Annotated in this window: 15 protein-coding genes and 1 tRNA gene; 3 read left to right on the forward strand and 13 right to left on the reverse strand. The window is 64.8% G+C overall.

Annotated elements, in window-relative coordinates; genetic code table 11:
• Positions 1 to 55: 55 nt before the first annotated feature.
• The gene (locus ASF09_RS01040; protein ID WP_235529486.1) at positions 56 to 1822 is read right to left on the reverse strand and encodes a methyl-accepting chemotaxis protein; all 1767 of its coding nucleotides are present in this window, start codon (positions 1820 to 1822) and stop codon (positions 56 to 58) included.
• A 339-nt stretch (positions 1823 to 2161) separates the two neighbouring features.
• Between ASF09_RS01040 and ASF09_RS19510 the strand changes: the two genes are divergently transcribed.
• Positions 2162 to 3961, forward strand: a complete 1800-nt coding sequence (locus tag ASF09_RS19510; protein WP_082443975.1) for an ATP-binding protein — start codon at positions 2162 to 2164, stop codon at positions 3959 to 3961.
• 271 nt (positions 3962 to 4232) lie between these two features.
• On the opposite strand, the gene ASF09_RS19960 is transcribed toward ASF09_RS19510, so the two are convergent.
• The 9 genes from ASF09_RS19960 to ASF09_RS01085 all read right to left on the reverse strand — a co-directional run bounded on the left by ASF09_RS19960 (position 4233) and on the right by ASF09_RS01085 (position 11189).
• Positions 4233 to 4454 carry a hypothetical protein gene (locus ASF09_RS19960; protein WP_156359122.1) on the reverse strand — a complete coding sequence of 74 codons (222 nt, stop codon included), beginning with the start codon at positions 4452 to 4454 and terminating at the stop codon, positions 4233 to 4235.
• A gap of 193 nt (positions 4455 to 4647) precedes the next feature.
• Positions 4648 to 4724, reverse strand: a tRNA-Arg gene (locus ASF09_RS01050).
• A 135-nt stretch (positions 4725 to 4859) separates the two neighbouring features.
• On the reverse strand, positions 4860 to 5558 hold the full coding sequence (nth, locus tag ASF09_RS01055) for an endonuclease III (RefSeq protein ID WP_060523966.1): 699 nt from the start codon (positions 5556 to 5558) through the stop codon (positions 4860 to 4862).
• 4 nt (positions 5559 to 5562) lie between these two features.
• The gene (gene dapB / locus ASF09_RS01060) at positions 5563 to 6342 is read right to left on the reverse strand and encodes a 4-hydroxy-tetrahydrodipicolinate reductase (protein WP_060523969.1); all 780 of its coding nucleotides are present in this window, start codon (positions 6340 to 6342) and stop codon (positions 5563 to 5565) included.
• A 61-nt stretch (positions 6343 to 6403) separates the two neighbouring features.
• Positions 6404 to 7171 (reverse strand): nucleotidyltransferase family protein, encoded by a 768-nt coding sequence (locus ASF09_RS01065; protein WP_060524854.1) that lies wholly within the window; start codon positions 7169 to 7171, stop codon positions 6404 to 6406.
• Entirely contained in the window at positions 7168 to 8061 is an 894-nt protein-coding gene (locus ASF09_RS01070; RefSeq protein WP_060523971.1) for a hypothetical protein, read from the reverse strand. Before ASF09_RS01070 ends, ASF09_RS01065 begins: the two co-directional genes overlap by 4 nt.
• On the reverse strand, positions 8058 to 9146 hold the full coding sequence (locus ASF09_RS01075) for a diacylglycerol/lipid kinase family protein (protein WP_060523973.1): 1089 nt from the start codon (positions 9144 to 9146) through the stop codon (positions 8058 to 8060). Before ASF09_RS01075 ends, ASF09_RS01070 begins: the two co-directional genes overlap by 4 nt.
• 85 nt (positions 9147 to 9231) lie before the next feature.
• Positions 9232 to 9675 (reverse strand): DUF2141 domain-containing protein, encoded by a 444-nt coding sequence (locus ASF09_RS01080; RefSeq protein ID WP_060523975.1) that lies wholly within the window; start codon positions 9673 to 9675, stop codon positions 9232 to 9234.
• Between the two features lie 149 nt (positions 9676 to 9824).
• Positions 9825 to 11189, reverse strand: a complete 1365-nt coding sequence (locus ASF09_RS01085; protein ID WP_082443977.1) for a lipopolysaccharide biosynthesis protein — start codon at positions 11187 to 11189, stop codon at positions 9825 to 9827.
• 140 nt (positions 11190 to 11329) lie between these two features.
• On the opposite strand from ASF09_RS01085, the gene asnB reads away from it, so the two are divergent.
• The gene (gene asnB, locus ASF09_RS01090) at positions 11330 to 13279 is read left to right on the forward strand and encodes an asparagine synthase (glutamine-hydrolyzing) (protein ID WP_235529488.1); all 1950 of its coding nucleotides are present in this window, start codon (positions 11330 to 11332) and stop codon (positions 13277 to 13279) included.
• 180 nt (positions 13280 to 13459) lie between these two features.
• Here asnB and ASF09_RS01095 read toward each other — a convergent pair whose 3' ends face one another.
• The 3 genes from ASF09_RS01095 to ASF09_RS01105 form a co-directional block, all read right to left on the reverse strand.
• Complete coding sequence (locus ASF09_RS01095; RefSeq protein ID WP_060523976.1) at positions 13460 to 14584, reverse strand: CDP-alcohol phosphatidyltransferase family protein; 1125 nt, start codon at positions 14582 to 14584, stop codon at positions 13460 to 13462.
• A gap of 151 nt (positions 14585 to 14735) precedes the next feature.
• Entirely contained in the window at positions 14736 to 15848 is a 1113-nt protein-coding gene (locus ASF09_RS01100; RefSeq protein WP_060523978.1) for a hypothetical protein, read from the reverse strand.
• Positions 15845 to 16597 carry a phosphocholine cytidylyltransferase family protein gene (locus tag ASF09_RS01105; RefSeq protein ID WP_060523980.1) on the reverse strand — a complete coding sequence of 251 codons (753 nt, stop codon included), beginning with the start codon at positions 16595 to 16597 and terminating at the stop codon, positions 15845 to 15847. The genes ASF09_RS01100 and ASF09_RS01105 overlap by 4 nt, the downstream gene beginning before the upstream one ends.
• Before the next feature lie 106 nt (positions 16598 to 16703).
• Between ASF09_RS01105 and ASF09_RS01110 the strand changes: the two genes are divergently transcribed.
• Complete coding sequence (locus ASF09_RS01110) at positions 16704 to 17783, forward strand: mechanosensitive ion channel family protein (protein ID WP_060523982.1); 1080 nt, start codon at positions 16704 to 16706, stop codon at positions 17781 to 17783.
• The last annotated feature ends 39 nt before the right edge of the window (positions 17784 to 17822 follow it).

Genomic DNA, 17822 nt, shown 5'->3' on the forward strand with positions numbered 1-17822 from the left:
CCGAGCATGCTAACGCGATTGGTATTTGGCATCAGCGTGAGTCCGGCCGCGTGCCTTACCTGGCCAATTCGAGGTGCTGTTCTCGGGTAGTGCGCGCACGCGGGGCAGTTTCGGCGTTCGTGTTGAAGCGTGCAGCCTGTTCGGCCAGCGCCAGCACCTCACTCGATAGAGTGCGCGCGGCAGCGGAGGTTTGTTCCACCATAGCGGCGTTCTGCTGGGTCGAACGGTCCATCGTGCCGATGGCGGCGTTGATCTGCGACACAGCGGTAGATTGAGCTTGGTTGTCATCGGCGATGCGTTTGAGCAGGCCATGCACTTCCACCACATCTGTAGAAATGTCGGCGAGTGCGCCGTCCACCCGTTGCACCAAGCCGACTGCCGTAACGATACCGGCCTGCGTCGCGGTAAGCTGTTCACGGGCCCGGCCGGCCTCCTCCTCTGCGCGCATTGCCAGCGCTGAGACGAGATCGGCGACCACGGCGAAACCGCGGCCCGCGTCGCCGGCGCGGCCGGCTTCCACTGCGGCATTCATGGCGAGGACGCGGGTCTGGAAAGCGATCTTGTCGAGACCTTCGATCACGTCATCGATGTCCTTGGCGCTGTCCGACACACGGGTCATCGCCTGCACCGCTTCTCCGGCAACGGTGCGGCCATTGCCGACGCTGGTAATGGCACCGTCGGCACGTTCCACGGTGCGAATTGCCGATGCGGCGGTTGCTCCGAGCCGGGTATCCATCTGCGCCACGGAGGCGGAGGTTTGTTCGAGACTGGCGGCGTTGGATTCAGTGCGACGCGCTAGGTCTTCGGAAGCGTGCGCGATCTCGCCCGAACCGGTGCTGATCCTGGCCGCACTTTCGCTCACCGCCGCGATCAGGGTGCGCAAGCCCGCTAGGGCGGCGTTGAAGTTGGTCTTGAGTGCAACATAGGATTGCGGGAATTCACCGCGAATCTCCGCGGTTAGGTCGCCGCGGTGGAGCGCCAGCAGGCCGCTGCTGAGCGCAGCCGTTACTTCCTGCTGTTCGGCTGCGGACCGGGCATCCTGCGCGGTGCGCGCGGCAGATGCCGATCGGAACTGCTCCACAGCATCGGCGATGCGGCCCAGTTCGTCGCGGCGGCCGCGGTGCGGCACGGTTGCCTGTTCACCAATTGCGAGCCGTGCGGTTACGTCCGACACCTCCACCAACGGGCGGACCACCTTGCGGAGCAGCGTGTACGACGCCGTAACGATCAGCACGAGCAGCAGCGCTGCCAGACCGCAAAGCCAGATCAGCGCCGTCCGCAGCACCGCAGCAGCTTCGACTTCAAGCGCCGACTGATAGGTAGTGGCAGTCGTCACCAGCGCATCCACCTGCTGCCGGTGCGCGGTGTAATAGCCGGTCAGAGTTGCATAGCTGCGGTCGGCCGCAAGTCGGTCGCCGCGTTGAACCGCGGGAAGGTAGTTGCTTTCGAGTTCATGCCAGAAGGCGGCAGCGGGGGCGTGGGTGGCCTCGGTGACACCCCGTTTTAGCTCGGGCGCAAGGTTTGCTCCGACCCAATAATTGTGACGGGTCGTATAGTCCGCGTGAAGCTTTTGCAGGCGGGTTCGTACCTCCGCTATCCGTTGCGGCTGTTCACGTAGCAACATGACCTCCAGATAGGGCTCGATCACATATTCCGGCGGTGGAAGGACGTCAGCGATCAGATCGGCCGCCTGTTGCGACTTGACCTGCATGTCACCCCCCATACGGATCGCATTAACCCTGGTTGCTGCCACCAGGGCCGCAACCAGCAACAAAGTTATCAACGCCGCCGTTCCGGCGCGTACCATGTTCGCGATCGACATATGCTTCGTAGGCCCGTTTCAGTAATATCCCTACAATCATAGGAGGATCGAGTCAGGGAGTGGGCACTGTTGGCTATTTAAGTGCTGACCCGCTTGCCGCAGGAGGGTTAATTTGAATTAGGAATGATCGGGTTGTGCCGTCCCGTGCATCCCGGAAAGGATGGGTGCCTTCCGGCTCACTTCGGGCTCGTTTGTGACTTCCGTGAAATGTCTGAGCACGATCACTTCACGGTTTCCTCATCCGTAGCCGTGGTAGGCTGTCCGGACTGGAAAAGCCGGCGCGTCAGACTCGCAAGTCCACGTCGAAAGAATTTTTGGGTGCTATAAGTTGGTAATGTCATGTCGGAATTTTCATTTGCCGTATCTCCTCGAGACGGCGGTATGTATAAGTCAATCAGCAACCTCGCATGGGACAACATTCCGGGGTTTGCGATCCTTACGGGACGAAACGGATCCGGCAAAACCCAACTATTAGAACTGCTTGCTTTCCATTTTAGCCAGGCTCAATTCAACCCTGGAACTAATGACCCGCTCCCCGTTATAGTAGATGTCGAGGGCGTGCATTACGGTTCTGACGAAATTGCTTATGTTCCTAGTTCGGGAAAGTTCTCCGGTGGCACCCCGTCCTCCGTTGCCGGCATAAAAGACATCCGTCTTAATTATGTGAGTCTAGCGCAATCTGCTGCCAGCACGACTCATTTCGGTAATCAAATAGACGCAGCAATAAAAACTGGTAAGCTTACCAAGCGCCTTGGTGGCAATTCCCCTTATAATCTATCTACCGATGCTATTAACGAAATATTCCCCGATGATTTTGAATTCGCGCTAGACAATATTGATATCACAAATGGGATCAACCATCTTTTTATCGCTTACAGGCTAAAGGCTCTGGAAGCGCTGGAGCGTGGCACCCCCGGAATTAACCGCAATGGCAAGGCCCTTGGTCCGGCTCCCTGGGTGGTAGTAAATGACACCTTGAGTGCCGCTGGCTTTCCATATGTTGTTATATCACCTGAGGAGACTTCAATTGTCGAAGATTTCGAACTCAGACTGAGAAATAGCCAGACTGGATCCACAATAAAGGCTTTAGATCTTTCCTCCGGCGAGAAGGTCATTATGCAACTGGTCCTATGGCTGTTTGCGGCTGGTAAGGAGGGAATATTCCCAAAGCTTTTGCTACTAGATGAACCCGAGGCTCATCTGCACCCCTCCATGACAACACAATTCCTTGATGCGATCTCCGAGACGCTGGTGAAGAAGTACGGTGTCAGGGTGATTATGACCTCCCACTCCCCGTCTACCGTGGCGCTCGCACCCGTTGATGCTGTGTTTGAAATCGCGAGTGGATCGTCAATCATCAAGCCAATCACCTCGCGCTCAGACATAATTTCAGTCCTAACCGCCGGCCTAATCACCGTGACGAAAACGACAAAGTTTTGCTTTGTCGAGGACGAGGGGGACGTAGAGTTTTACACTGTAATTCAGGAACTTCTTTCGGCTAATAGGCCGACACGCGATCCGATGGCCATACAACCTTCGCCGGCACTGGCGTTCCTACCCGTTTCGATCGGGGCGAACGCATCAAAGATATCTGGAGGCTCGACAGTCGTCGCTAAATGGGTTGGGAAGCTCGATGGCGAACCCTTGGATAGCATGTTTTGCGGTATCATTGACAAGGATGGTGGTGCCCCTGGCACGGAAAGAATATTTCCGATCGGACGATACAGTTTCGAAAACTATATCCTCGATTCACTTATTGTTTACACCTTGTTAATGGAGGAGAATCGAGCACAATCGATATTGGGCCTCAATCTAACTTCGGGAGACGAGCATTTACTAAGGTCGCAGCCTGAAAATGTCTTGCAGGCTATCGTCGACGCGATCACTGATGCAGTAGAAAGGTCAAATCCTAAATTTTCTGGACAGCAAACCTCAACGGTTAACTATACCACTGGACAAAATATCAAATACCCGCAGTGGGTTTTAGACCACCGAGGTCACGACTTGCTCCCGGTTATGCAACTAGCTTTTCTTGGTCCGCAGCATCTCAATCCGCGCCGTCTGATCAAATGCCTCCGGAGATGCCGGATGATACCGGTCGAACTGGCGGAATTAATGAAGAAAATTCAAAGACGTTAAAGGCGCAACAGATTGCCCTTCCAGGTGCAGCAATCTGCATCCTACCAAAGCGTCGAAACTGCTCTCAAAAGGTAAGGTTTTATGTGGGGGGACATCTCAGCCGACTGCATCCAAAGGCACCCAAAAAGCTCGCGGGCGGGGCGGGGGTTCTTGCGCCGTATTTGGGGTAGACCGGCCGAAGGGCGGCGTCGGGCCGCCCCCCCCCCGGGTCGGGGAGGGCGGGACGATGATCAGGTTGCTCCGATGGCCCGAGCAGGTCGTCATGACCGGCCTATGCGTCGCCGTTCTGTCTAGCGGACTTTATAGGATGATCCGGCTGTTCCTCGCGTGAGGCGAGGACCTGATCGAACCCGCGCCAGACCGTTTCATAAGTGGGCTTGCCGCGCGCACGACTCAGTTCGATCATGAGGTCGACGCTGAGCGGCATGCCTACCTCGCGACATATCCCCGTCAGGTACGTCCGCGCATAGGTCTGGCGTGTATCGTTCTCCAAGCTAGTTGCTCGAACCAAGAGATCAAGGCGTGGACCGGTCATACGACCGACAGCGAGGTCGCGCGGTACACCGCAGCGGCTGATCAGCGCACGCTTTCAGACACTGCCGCAGACAAGCTTTTGGCTAACCTTGCGGAAAGGTTAGCCAAAGATGCCGCTAAGGCTTTAAAATCGGGGGGTGATAAATGAATTTTGGTGCACCCGACTGGATTCGAACCAGTGGCCTCTGCCTTCGGAGGGCAGCGCTCTATCCAGCTGAGCTACGGGTGCCGGATGGCCCGCCTAGCAAAGCGTGGCGGGCTGCGCTAGCCGTTTTCATGCTGATCGCTGCCGCGCTGTGTCGGTCGCGTGCGTATTGGTCGCACGAGACGGTGATATGCATTCGTTAGACCTGTGCAAAACACGTCATGACTCCGTATTTGGCATACTCGGCAAGCCCGCCACTCCGCCCGTGCTCTTACTCTCCTTGGGCGGCGGCGTCTTGGGTTTGTAGGCGCACAGGTCGCTGACGATGCACCGCCAGCATTCAGGCGTCCGCGCCTTGCAGACATAGCGGCCATGCAGGATCAGCCAGTGGTGGGCGTGCAGGCGGAACGGCTGCGGCGTCGCCTTGTCGAGCTTCAGTTCGACCGCGAGCGGGGTCTTACCGCGGGCGAGGCCGGTGCGGTTGCCGACCCGGAAGATATGCGTGTCGACCGCGAAGGTCTCGGCGCCGAACGCGACGTTCAGCACGACGTTCGCAGTCTTGCGCCCGACGCCCGGCAGTCGCTCGAGCGCATCGCGATCGTTGGGAACCTCGCCGCCATAGTCGTCGATCAGCATCTGCGAGAGCGCGATGACGTTCTTCGCCTTGGTGTTGTAGAGCCCGATCGTCTTGATGTGCCCCTTCAGTGCGTCGAGTCCGAGTGCGACCATCTTCTCAGGCGTATCGACCTCGCGGAACAGCGCGCGCGTTGCCTTGTTGACACCGACATCGGTCGCCTGCGCCGATAACGCGACCGCGACGACCAGCGTGTACGGATTTACGAATTCGAGTTCGGTCTCGGGATGCGGGTCGGCTTCCGCCAGCCGCGCATAGAATTCGACGACGTCGGCCTTCTTCACCGCGTCAGAGACCGAGCACGTCGCCCATCCGGTATCGACCGGCGGACTGTCCGGCGAGCCAGATCGCCGCCTGCACCGCGCCGCGCGCGAAGATCGATCGGTCGTCTGCGCGGTGGTTGAGTTCGATCCGCTCGCCTTCGCCTGCGAAAATCACGCTGTGGTCGCCGATCACCGATCCGCCGCGTACCGACGCGAAGCCGAGCGTGCCCTCGCTGCGCGCACCGACCAGACCGGCGCGGCTGTCGACGCGGAGTTCGGCGAGCGTCGTCCCGCGCCCCTTCGCGGCAGCCTCGCCGAGTAGCAGCGCGGTGCCCGAGGGTGCGTCGACCTTGTGGCGGTGATGCATCTCGACGATCTCGATGTCCCAGTCGGCGCCGAGCCGCGCGGCGGCGTCGCGGACTAGGATGTTGAGCAGGGTTACGCCCAGCGATGTATTGCCAGTCTGCAACACGGCGATGTCGCTGGCGGCGGCATCGATCAGCGACTGGTGCTGGGGCGACAGGCCGGTGGTGCCGATAACGATCGCGGTGCCGGCGGCGCGTGCCGCGGCGAGATGCGCCTCGATCGCGGACGGCGTCGAGAAATCGACCATCACGTCGGCGAGCTTCGCGATCGCGTTTGGATCCTCGCCGGCGTCGACGCCGCCGGCCAGCGTCGCGCCTGCGCTCTCGATCGCGTCGGCGATCGCGCGGCCCATCCGGCCGGCGCTGCCGTAGATGCCGATCGCGGTGGTCGCGGACGCGGCGGGGCGGTTCGGGCGGGCGGAAAGCGTTGTCGTTTGCATGCCGCCGCCCTGCCACAAAACCGGCCGGCGGGGCAGGGTGGTTCTGCCTGTTAGCGGTAAATTAGTGCGCGGCGCGTTGCTCGGCGAGGAGGGCGCGGACCAGATCGAGATCGCCGGGTTTGTCGACGTCGACCGCCGCGAGACCGTACGGAGTCGCGACCGCGGCGGCGTTCAATCCCGCCATTCGGCCGAGATGCGCGACCGCATCGACCAGCGTCAGCCTGCAAGAGAGATAGCGCAGCAACGTGCCGACGCCCAGCCGACGAACGATCCGCCACGGCCGTTTGCGATCCGCCTCGACCTGCGCCCACAGATCGAGCGCGGCGATCGAACGCGGGGTGGCGAACTGGAACAGGTTGCAGCCCGACCAGGCGCCATCGGCAAACCGCAGATAGGTCCGTTTGGTCCCCGGCGCCGCGCGTTCGATCACGTCGCGTCGCGCGAGCAGCACCGCGACGTCGGCACGCGGCGGCGCATCCGCCCGGAACGCGCGCACCCAGTCGGGGTGGAGGAGGGCGTGGTCGGCGGTCGTCACCATCAATGGCGTGCCCAGCGCGGCGATGCCTTCGCGCACGCTGAGGCTGGGACCGCTGGCGGCGGTCAGCACGGTGAGTCCCAACGCGGTCGCCTCCGCGCGCACCGCGTCGTCGGACACCGAGACGGCGATCCGCGTCGCTCCCGCATCGCGCAACGCCTTCGCGACACGCGCGAGCAACGTCTCGCCCTCGAGCACGATCAGCGCCTTGTGCGAGACGCCCGCATACCCCGCGACCGGATCGACCCCGCCGCGCGATCCGGCCAGGATCAATGCGCTGAACCCCTCGTTCATGCAGGGTTCGCCCGTGCGCGCCATACCCGCCAGAATATGCCGGGCGCCGCCAGGATCGGATGCTTCTCACGCCACGGGGTGAGCGGCACGGCGATCCCGGTATGGCGCTCGACCTTCCACAGCCCGTATTGCGCAGCGCCCTCGAAGGTGAACGCGGCACGGATCAGCCGCGCGACATTGATCGGTTTGCCGGCCCGGCGGCGGCGGCGCCAGGCACGCAGCAGCGCGTGGCGTGTCTCGGCGGCAAGGCTTAGACGCAGCACGCCGGCGTCGTCGGCGAACGCGATCCCGTCGGCGGTCCACGCGAGCGGCAGCAAGCGGGCGTAGCGGTCCGGGTCGAAACCAAGAATCTGCCCCTCGCGTCCCTTGCGTTCGACGCGCAGTTCGGCGGCGTAGGTCTGGCGGAACAGCGCGCGCCAATAGTCGTCCGCCGTACCAGCGTCCGGCCCGAGCGCCGCCGCGAACCTGGCCGCGGACTTCGTGGCCTCGCCGATCGCCGCGGTGACCGCATCAGCGGCGCTGGAGTCGCGCGCCCAGACCAATGCCGACGGTTGGACGAACCGCGTCCAGATGGTGGTATCGAGCGACCTGGCCGCGGCGGCCTTCGCAAACGTCGCCATCCGCATCGTCGCGATTTTCGCGCGCAGCGTTTCGCCCGCCATCGCGAATTCGCGGTAGCTGACGGTCGGCCAGATACCCCGCTCGGGCGAACCGGCGGTCAGCACGTAGAAGTCGAGCACCCCCTCGGTCGCGCCGGTCCGCAGGTTCGACCCGTAGAACAGCACCGCGACGACATCGTCATGGGCGGCGAGAATTTCGGCGACATCGCGTACCGGCTGGATCGTCGGGGCCGCCAGTTGACGCCGCACGACGTCGGCCAGCGCGCTCAAGGGACGACGAAGCGGAGCGGCTTGCCTTCGCGCACGGTCAGGTCGCCACCGGGATAGACTTCGCCATCGAGGATGAAGCCCGAGTCCATCGACAGGTCGAGCGACGCCGAATCGATCCGGTGATAGCCCGCACGGTCGAGCCATGCGGCCGGCGATCCGGTCACGATCAACGGCGTCGCAGCCGCAAGCCAGCGCGGCGGGGCGTCGACCACCAGCGTCTTCAAGCCTTCGCGCGGCGTGCCGAACGGCCGGATACCGACCGGCATGTGCTGGAGCGTCGACGCCAGCATCAGATACCGCGCACGATCGGTGTCGGCATTGGCGCCAGCGGCATAGGCGGGCGCCGCGCCACCCTGATACCGGATCCGCATGCGATCGCCCGCGCGCCACGCGCTGTTGGCGCCGCCGAACAGCGTCTGCAGGATCGCCCAGCACAGCGCCAGTCCGACCGCGACGCCGTTGAACGCGCCGGCCCGGTGGGTGCGCTGCGCCAGCGCCGTCGCGTGGACGAACGCACCGGCCCCGAACAGGAAGCCGTGCAGGCGCGTGCCGTCCGCCTTGCGCACCACCTCGATCGGGCTGCGAACCTTGACGGTCCCGTCGCGCGCCGCGGTCAGCGCCTGATCGAGCGTCCAGTCGTCGGGAATGCCGAGATCGAGCGCGAGCGCATTGGTCTTGCCCGACGGAACGATCGCGACGCGCGGGGCGGCACCGGTCCAGACGCGGGCGGCCGCGGTCAGCACGTCGCGGATCGTGCCGTCGCCGCCGTCGATCACCAGCAGTTCGATGCCGTGGCGCGCGAAATCGGTCAGCACTTCGGCGAGTTCGGCCTGCGTGCGGGGCGTGACCGCGAGCACCGTGCCCGACAGGAACGGCTTGGTTGCCTCGACGCTGCTGCGGTTGCGATGGCTCTTGGGATTGCAGATGATACCGGTACGGATCTTCGCGGCGGCCTCGCGCGGGGTCACGCCGTACCGATCGGCGACGGCCGGATCGAACAGGCCATCGGGCCGCCATGCCGGCGGTGCCGGTGGCGAGAGCGAAGGCCCGCTGAATGCATTGAAGTTCGAAACGACATTAGCCACGATAGTAGATACCCGTCGCGGCACATAACCGCTACAAATTTGTGTCAGGAAGATTTCCGTTCAATGTCTGTGAACGGGGTTTAGTTCATCGACGATACCGCATCTTCATCCGCACGGTCGTGCCCGAGGCGGGCAAGGCGGTGCGGACCGATGCGAACGAGGGCAGTCCGATCGACGTCGGTGCGTCGTTCGAAAAGCCGAATCCCTCCTTCGGCACGAACAGCGTCCGGTTGAAATCATGATCGCTGTTTTCGTCGTGATATTGCGCGATCGCGTAATAGCCGGGCTTCAGCCAGAAACAGGCGCGCGGGCTGGCGGCGGATACGCGCGCCCGGACGAGCTTGCCGCCCTTCGCCAGAAACCGTTTCTTGTCATCGGGATACACGGTGAAGGCGACCTCGCCGACGGCGTTGTGCATCGTCGTCGCTTCCAGGATCAGCTTGGCGTTGCCATTGCCCGGCGTACCTTGGCAGCTCTCGGCCGCCTGCGCCTGGATCGGCGCGAGCACCGCCGCCGCGCCCAGGATCATAAGGAATAAAGGGTTCATCGACAGACTAAGACCGGGTAAAAGTGGCGATAGAGCGGCGCGCAGATGACATTTACGCCGTGAACGCAGCCTTTATCGCCGTCTTTGTCGCAGCATGGGGTGCAACGGCATGCGCCGTCACGCCCGGCTGATTACGCCGCTTCCGCCTCGACGCGCGGCGTGCGGGTCATTCGCGCGGCGGCAAATCCGAGCAGGATCGCGACCGCCACCGAGCCGACGCCGACCGCCGCGGCGATTCCCGTCGAACCGTAGGTCGGCATCAGCGCGAACGCCGCCGCGAACAGCAGCAGCACGCCGACCGCGCGGATCGCGAAGACGGTGCCGGCACGGTGGAGCGCGGTCATCACCGTATCGAGGCTGACGGTGGCGAGGTCGAAACAGCCCGCCGCCGCCAGCCATAGCAGCACCGGATAGGCATGACCGAACGACTTGCCGCCGACGAGCTTGAGGATCGGCTCGCCGACCAGCGCGACGATAGCCAGGATCACCAATGCCGCAGCGGTGCTCGCCAGCATCGTCCGGATAAGAATACGGCGCAGGCGCGACGGCTCGGCAGTCCGCACCGCGCGGACGATCTCGGGGAAGGCGGCGCGCGACAGCATCTGCGACAGTTTCGCGAGCGCCTGCGCCAGCTGAGTCGCGAGCCGGAACGCACCCGCCGCGGCGGGGCCGATCGATGCGCCGACCAGCAGCAGCGGGATCTGCTTGCTCGACAGGCCCAGTGTCGCGCTCGCGTTGGTGCTGAGCGAGAAGCGGACGATGCCGGGATTGTCGTCGCGCACCTGCCGCCACGGGCCCCGGCCGCTCGCGAGCAGGCGCAGGTCGCCGCTTTTCGCGACCATGATCCAATAGGTCGCGGCGGTGACGATCTCGGCGAGCGCCCAGGCGAGCATGAACCCGCGGATCGTCGGTTCGAAGATCATCGCCGCGCCGGCGCCGACGAAACGCATGATCGGCGTCATGCTGTCCGCCACCGCCGACAGCGAGAATTTGTCACGCAGCCGCAGGATGCCGAGCGGGGTCGAGCGGATCGTGATCAGCTGCACCACCGCGAACATCAGCGTGTCGCGCATCAGGTCGGGCGGGATGCCGAACCCGTCGCTCCACGCGAACAGGATCGCGACGGTCAGTCCGGCGCCGACCAGCGCGCTGCACATGTCGAGGATCGCCGACAGGCGGAGCAGCCGTGCGAGCCGGGGCGTGTCGCCGTGCTGGATCGGCTCGACGCCGTATTGGACGATGATCTGCCAGGTCTGGAAGCCGACGAAGGTCGCCAGCGCCTGCGCGGCACCGGTGATCAACGCGAACCGGCCGAAATCGACGACGCCCAGCGTGCGCGTCGCAAAGCCGAGATAGAAGAGCGACAGGATGGCAAGAACGCTGCGGCTTGCGAGCAGCCAGCCGAGATTGCGCGCCGCCGCCCGGAATATCCCGGTCGTGCCGGCGCGCGCCGACGCATCCGCCGGGGCCGGAGAAGGAGCGGGGTCCTGAACCATCTGCGACCGGCCCCTAGAGTGCGGCGACGACTGCGGCAAGATGCGCGGGGGCGGAGTGCGCAGCCGCGGGCGGGGCGCGCAGCGGGGGCGGAGGTGACAAAGCGGCGGGCGGCTCCTAGACCGCGCGCGATCGGGCGGCGGTGCCGCCGTCATGCGAGGGATCGTTCGTCATCTGCGGAATTGCCGGCCTTTACGCGCGAGGTAGCGCTGCCGTCTCGCCCCGCCTCGTCACCGCGCCTCTGATAACCGCGCAGTGCGACGCGATCCTCCACCGCGGGCCGGACGACCAGGGCGTGATGACCGATGGCGATTTCGGCTTCGGCATGCGCCGGCTGAGCATCATCGACATCGAGGGCGGGCATCAGCCGTTCCATTCGCCCGACCACCGTTATGCACTCGTCTTCAACGGCGAGATCTACAATTTCCGCGAATTGCGCCGCGAGTTGCAAGCGCTCGGCCGCGTGTTCGAGAGCGCGGGCGATACCGAGGTGATTCTCGCCGGCTACGAGCGCTGGGGCGACGACGTCTGGGCGAGGCTCGACGGCATGTTCGCGGTCGCGGTGTGGGATACGCACGCCCGTCGGCTGACGCTGGCGCGCGATCCGATCGGGATCAAGCCGCTTTACTACACCGATCAGGCCGCGGGGTTCGCGTTCGGCTCCGAACTGAAGACGCTGACGCTGCTGCCGGGCATGGCGTTCGACGTCGACCGCCGCGCGCTCCACGATTATTTCAGCTTCGGCCACGTCCGCACCCAGCGCTCGATCTACGCGCAGGTCCGCACGCTGCCGCCGGGCCATGTGATGACCGTTGATGCGAGCGGCACGCCGACGATGCGCGCCTACTGGACGCCCGCCTATCATCCCGCCGAGCCGCGCTCCGAGGCGGAGTGGATCGAGCGTTTCCGCGACGAATGGCTCGACACGATCGGCAAGCAGATGGTCGCGGACGTCGATGTCGGCGCGTTCTTGTCCGGCGGTGTCGACTCGTCCGCGGTGGTCGCAGCGATGGCGCAGGTCTCGGATCGCCCCGTCCGCACCTTCACGATCGGCTTTCCCGACCCCCGCTTCGACGAATCGCCGCATGCCGAGGCGATCGCGCGGCATCTCGGCTGCCACCATGTCACGCGCACCTTGGAACTGGCGGACGCGCAGGCGATGCTGCCCGAGGTCCAGCATTGCTATGACGAGCCGTTCGCCGATCCCTCCGCGGTGCCGACCTGGTACGTCAGCCAGATCGCCGCGCAGGAGGTCAAAGTCGCGCTGTCGGGCGATGGCGGCGACGAGCTGTTCTTCGGGTACAAGCGCCACGCGACGGAAAGGCGGATCGGGGCGTTGCCGGCGCCGCTGCGTCGTTTGGCGCGAGCGCTCGATGCGGTGCCGACCTTGCCGTCGCGGCATGCGAATGCGGTGTTGCAGCGCTGGCGGAAAACCACCGCCAGCGCCGCGCTCCCGAACGGCATCGCGCGGTTCTTTGCCAAGACGCAGATCACCAACGAAGCCTTCCGCCGTGAGATATTCTCGGCGGAGTTTATCGCCGAGGAAGAGGGCGGGATCGCCGCGCTGGTCGCGGAATATTTCCCCAATCCCGACGCGATCTCGACCGACACGCTCGAGCAGTTCGGTCTCGCCGACCTCGCGCTCAACCTCCCCGGCGCGATGCTGACCAAGGTCGACCGCGCGAGCATGGCGCATTCGTTGGAGGTACGCGTCCCGATGCTGGGGCAGGGCATGGTCGACCTCGCACTGTCGATGCCTGCCGACATGAAGCTCAACGGCAAGATCGGCAAATACGTCATCCGCCAAGCCATCGCGCCGTGGTTGCCGGAAGGGATCCTCGATCGGCGGAAACAGGGTTTCCAGATGCCGCTGGCGGCGTGGTTCGCCGGCGATTTCGGTGCGTATGCGGAGCAGCTCTGGCGCGACAGCGGCGTCCGCGAGCAAGGCATCTGGCGCACCGGCGCGGTCGACAAGGTGTTCGCCGATCACCGCGCGGGCAAGCGGGATTACAGCCGCTTCCTGTACGCGCTGGCGATCTACTGCCTGTGGTGGATCGGACGACCCACCCCTCTTTCCGTTCGTGCTGAGTAGCGACCGAGTAGCTTCGTCAGAAGCGTATCGAGGGCGCGTATCGAAGCATGGGTTCCGCGCGCCAACCTGTCCTTCGATACGCCCTCTCGATACGCTGCAAGAGGAGCTACTCGATGGCTACTCAGGACGAACGGAAGGGAGTGACGTCGGCGCTAGCAGGTATGCGACCTCGCGAAGCCCTCAAGCCAGCCAACTCACCAGCGTCTCACCCTTGGCCTTGCGCAGCATCGCCCGCACCAGCCGCACCAGATGCACCACCAGCGAGATCGCGGTCCACGCGGCGACCCCGATGATCCCCCAGTCCGGCCGCGTCACCACCAGCCCCACAAACAAAATCACCATGTTGGGATTGCGCCGCGCGGTAATCAGCCGGAACCAGCTGTCGAACCGCTCCCACACATGGATGTGCATCCCGAACCGGACGATGAACGCCCCCTCGATCAGCCGCTGCGCGACATAGCCGAACAGCATCGTCCCGATCACCGCCCAGAACACGCCGTCCTCGAGCGGCCGCCCGTACGGCGCGCACCCCGCCGCCCAGGCCCACCACCAGAACGGCGGATGCACCAGGTCCACCCCGTGATCCCAGGCATTCCCCAGCTTCGACGAGGTGATCGTGCACCGCGCCAGCTTCCCGTCGACGGTGTCGAGCACCATGAAGACCAGACCCGTAGCCAGCCCGGTCCAGAACCAGCCATACCAGAACGCCACAGTCGCGACGATGCACAGCACCGAACCGAGCGCAGTCACCTGGTTCGGCGTTATCCCGGCGCGCGCGCAGACCCGCGTGATCGCCAGCGCCCATTCGGGCCACAGATACTTGGTCAGCAGGTCGGTGACGCCCTTGTACGCGCCGACATAGCTCGCGCGCTCGATCGCCGGCACCGCGGCGGGGGTCAGCAGTTCGGCGAACGGGCGTTCGCGCTTGCGCAACGCCTCGTTGAAGATGCCTTCCTCGGCCTCGGCGGCGATCACCGTCAGCCCGGGCACCAGCGGTGCCTCGCCGAGCATCGCCGCGGTCATCCGCGCGCGCTCGTCGGCATCCCGGACATGCGCGAGCACGGGCACGCCGGTGCGAGTCACGACGGTGCCGGGCCGCGTCTTCAGATACGCGATCCACATCGGGTCGAACGCATAGGCGAGGTTGGCGAGGATCACCGGCCCGGTGTCGCCGTCGCCATCGGTGGCCAGACCCTGCGCGACGCCGATCCGCCGGATCCGCTCGGCATTGGTCATGCCCCAGAGCAGCGTGTCGTTCGCCCGGACGGTCCGGAGCGCTGGCGTGGGGGCTGTCGAATCTACCATGCCGCACCCGTTACCCGATCTGATCGTGAAAGCGAGAGGGGCTCACGGTTGCCGATCGTATCTAGTTCCCCCGCGAAGGCGGGGGCCCAGGATCAAGCAGCGCTGCGGTTGGTACCCTGGACCCCCGCCTCCGCGGGGGAACAACTGCTTACTAGACCGACGTGGCTTCCAGTAGCCGAAGGACTTCTCCCGCCGCTTTCGCCGCGCCACCCTCGACCGCCCCCAGCGACCGCCCGGCAAACTCCGCCTGAACCGCCGCATACTCCACATGCCTCAGCGCCGAGCGGTCCACCGCCGCCACGACATCCGCCACGTCCTCAACCACCTCACCGCAAACCCACATTGCGTAATTCGGATCGCCCTCCCAGGCGGCCCCCCCCGCATTGAGAAACACGCAAGGCCGCGGCCGCATCAGGAACTCGATTACCTGGCTCGACGTATCGCCGAGATACACGTCCGCAACGCCAGTGTAGCTGCCATCGACCATCGCGAACCCATCGATGTCGCAGTGAACATGCGGCAAATCGCCTATCTCGCGCATCAAGTCCGCCACCTCGGGCGCGCGCTCGACCAGTCGCTGGTGCGGCGCGAAGATCAGATTGTAGCGCCCGTCCGCGACGATCCGCCGCACCACCTCCGCCCCCCAGCGCCACCACGACGAGCGATGCTGCTGCCAATGCGGCGTATACAGGACGACCGGCCGCGTATCCGCGAACGGCGGCGCGGCGTGCGTCCGGTGCGTGAAGTCGGCCTTCACATAGCCGGTCGCGACGAACCGCTCGGGCGCGAACCCGCGGTCGAGATACGTCTGCCGCTCCAGTTCGCTCGGCACCAGAGTCAACGCCGCCGCCCGCCGCCGCGGATCATCGCGCGCGCTCATCGAGCCAACCCCGTGCGACGTCTTCACGAACTTCGCGCGCATCGGAAACAGCCGCGGCAGCCACAGGCTCGTCTGCTCGGCACACACCACGACGCGTGCACTGCGTAGATACGGCAGCAGCCGCAGCAGCATCGGCATCTTCGCTGGCAGCACCGGATTGCGCCCGCTGCCGTCGTCAGTAACGACGCGAAATCCGGGCGCACGTCGGATGCGGACGGTCGGGAAGGCGGCGGTCCAGCGCGTCAGCAACGTCTCGTGCGCCGATGTGCTGACCCAGAGTTCGATCGGCACGTCCGACCTCGCGGCCAGCGCCTCGACGATCGGATACAGATGCGGGATCAGCAGCGTCTCGCCGAGAAACAGGAACGCGACCTTCCGTGTCATGAACCCGAAACGCCGCCCGCAGGCGCGTCATGATCGTGCTGCCACAGCGCGATGTCCTCCGGTCGGTCGATCTCCTGCCAGTGGACATTCCCTGCGATCCGCACCGCGCGGACGCCGACGGTCTCCGCGACCCGGCGGACGACGGCGTGATGATAAGCGTGGATGCCATCCTCCTCGCCGATCACCGCGCGCAACGCCTCGGCATACGCGCCGCCGCCGGTCGACACGATCAGCCCGAGCGATCGGTCCGTCGCCTGGTGCCCGACCAGATGCTTGCCCACCGCGACGACGGTTTCGCCATTCGCTTCGACCAGCATGTCGTCGAGCCCCGGCGTCACCAGCGGCTCGATGACCAGCTTCACGCCCGATCCCGGATCGACGCCCCGATCGGCCAATGCGGCGCGCAAAATCGCCGCGTCGAACAACGTGTCGCCATTCATTAGCGTGAACGGTCCTTCGAGATAGGCCCGCGACGCCCATACGCTGCCGATGCTGTTGGCGGCGGACCAGAACGGATTGAACACGAACTCGGTCGGCAGGTCGGACACGCGCGCCGCCAGATGCGCCGCGACCTGCTCGATCCGGTAGCCGCCGACGATCACCGCACCATCGAACCCGGCGTCCGCGACCGCGTCGAGCTGATGATCGAGGATCGCACGACCGCCGACCTGCACGAGGCATTTCGGCGTCGTCAGCGTCAACGGCAGCAGCCGCGATCCGTGACCGGCAGCAAGGATGATGGCCTTCATGGGCACGGACTTACGCACGAAGTGTGGCAGGAAAAAAGCTGCCCCGTATCGCAACACCATGCTGCACTGCAGCGGAACATCCGCGGCCACGCACCGTTGCGCCTACATGCGCATATTCAGATCGCTTCACATACCCCATGAATGGGTCTGGCTGGAGAGCGTCGCCGTCGTCGCGGCGGCCGTCCTCGTCGCGTTGATCGCGCATTGGCTGACGATGCGGATCGGCGGCCACGCCCAGCGCCGCTCGACCGCCAAGACCGATGGCCTCGTCCTCGCCCGCGTCCGCCGCCCGTTGCGTGCGGTGTTCGTCTCGGTCGCGGTCGCGTTCGTCGCGCGGATCCTGCCGATGGACAACGATGTCGAGGATTTGTGGAAGCAGTTGCTTGGCTTCCTCGTCCCGGCCTTGCTCGGCTGGCTCGCCGTCGCGGCGCTGCGCGCGTTCCAGGACGTCATCGAGATCCGCGCCGACATCTCGGTCGAGGACAATCTCCGCGCCAGGCGGAAACGCACCCGTGCGGCGATCCTCGGGCGGATTGGGACGTTCTTCATCGTCTTCATCAGCGTCTGCCTGATGCTGCTGAGCGTCCCCGGCATCCGCTCGATCGGCGTCACGCTGATGGCGTCGGCGGGCATCGCCGGCCTCGTCGTCGGTGCCGCCGCGCAGCCCGCGCTCAAGAACCTGATCGCCGGCGTGCAGATGGCGTTCACCGAGCCTATCCGGATCGACGACGTGCTGATCGTCGACGGCGAATGGGGGCGGGTCGAGCAGATCAACCTGACGTTCGTGGTCATCAAGATCTGGGACGAACGCCGCCTCGTCGTGCCCGTGTCGAAGTTTCTCGAGCAGAGCTTCCAGAACTGGACGCGCGAGACGAGCCAGCTGATGGGGTCGGTGTTCTGGTATCTCGATCCGTCCGCGGACGTGCCGCGCCTGCGCGAGAAGCTGGGCGAGATCGTCACGTCGAACCCGCGCTGGGACAAGAGGTTCTACAACCTCCAGGTGACCGACGTGAAGACGGACTGCATCGAGTTGCGCGGGCTGATGACCGCCAAGGACGCTGCGATCGCGTTCGATCTGCGCTGCGATGTGCGGGAAGCGTTGTTGAAGTATATCCGCGAGGAAATGCCCGAAGCGATCCCGCGCAACCGCCTGCTTATGGCGCCCGACCCGGTGGCGCGCCCCTAACTCCCCCCTCCCTGGAAGGGAGGGGCCGGGGGTGGGTCG

The sequence above is a fragment of the Sphingomonas sp. Leaf242 genome (assembly GCF_001422045.1).
Lineage (GTDB): Bacteria > Pseudomonadota > Alphaproteobacteria > Sphingomonadales > Sphingomonadaceae > Sphingomonas.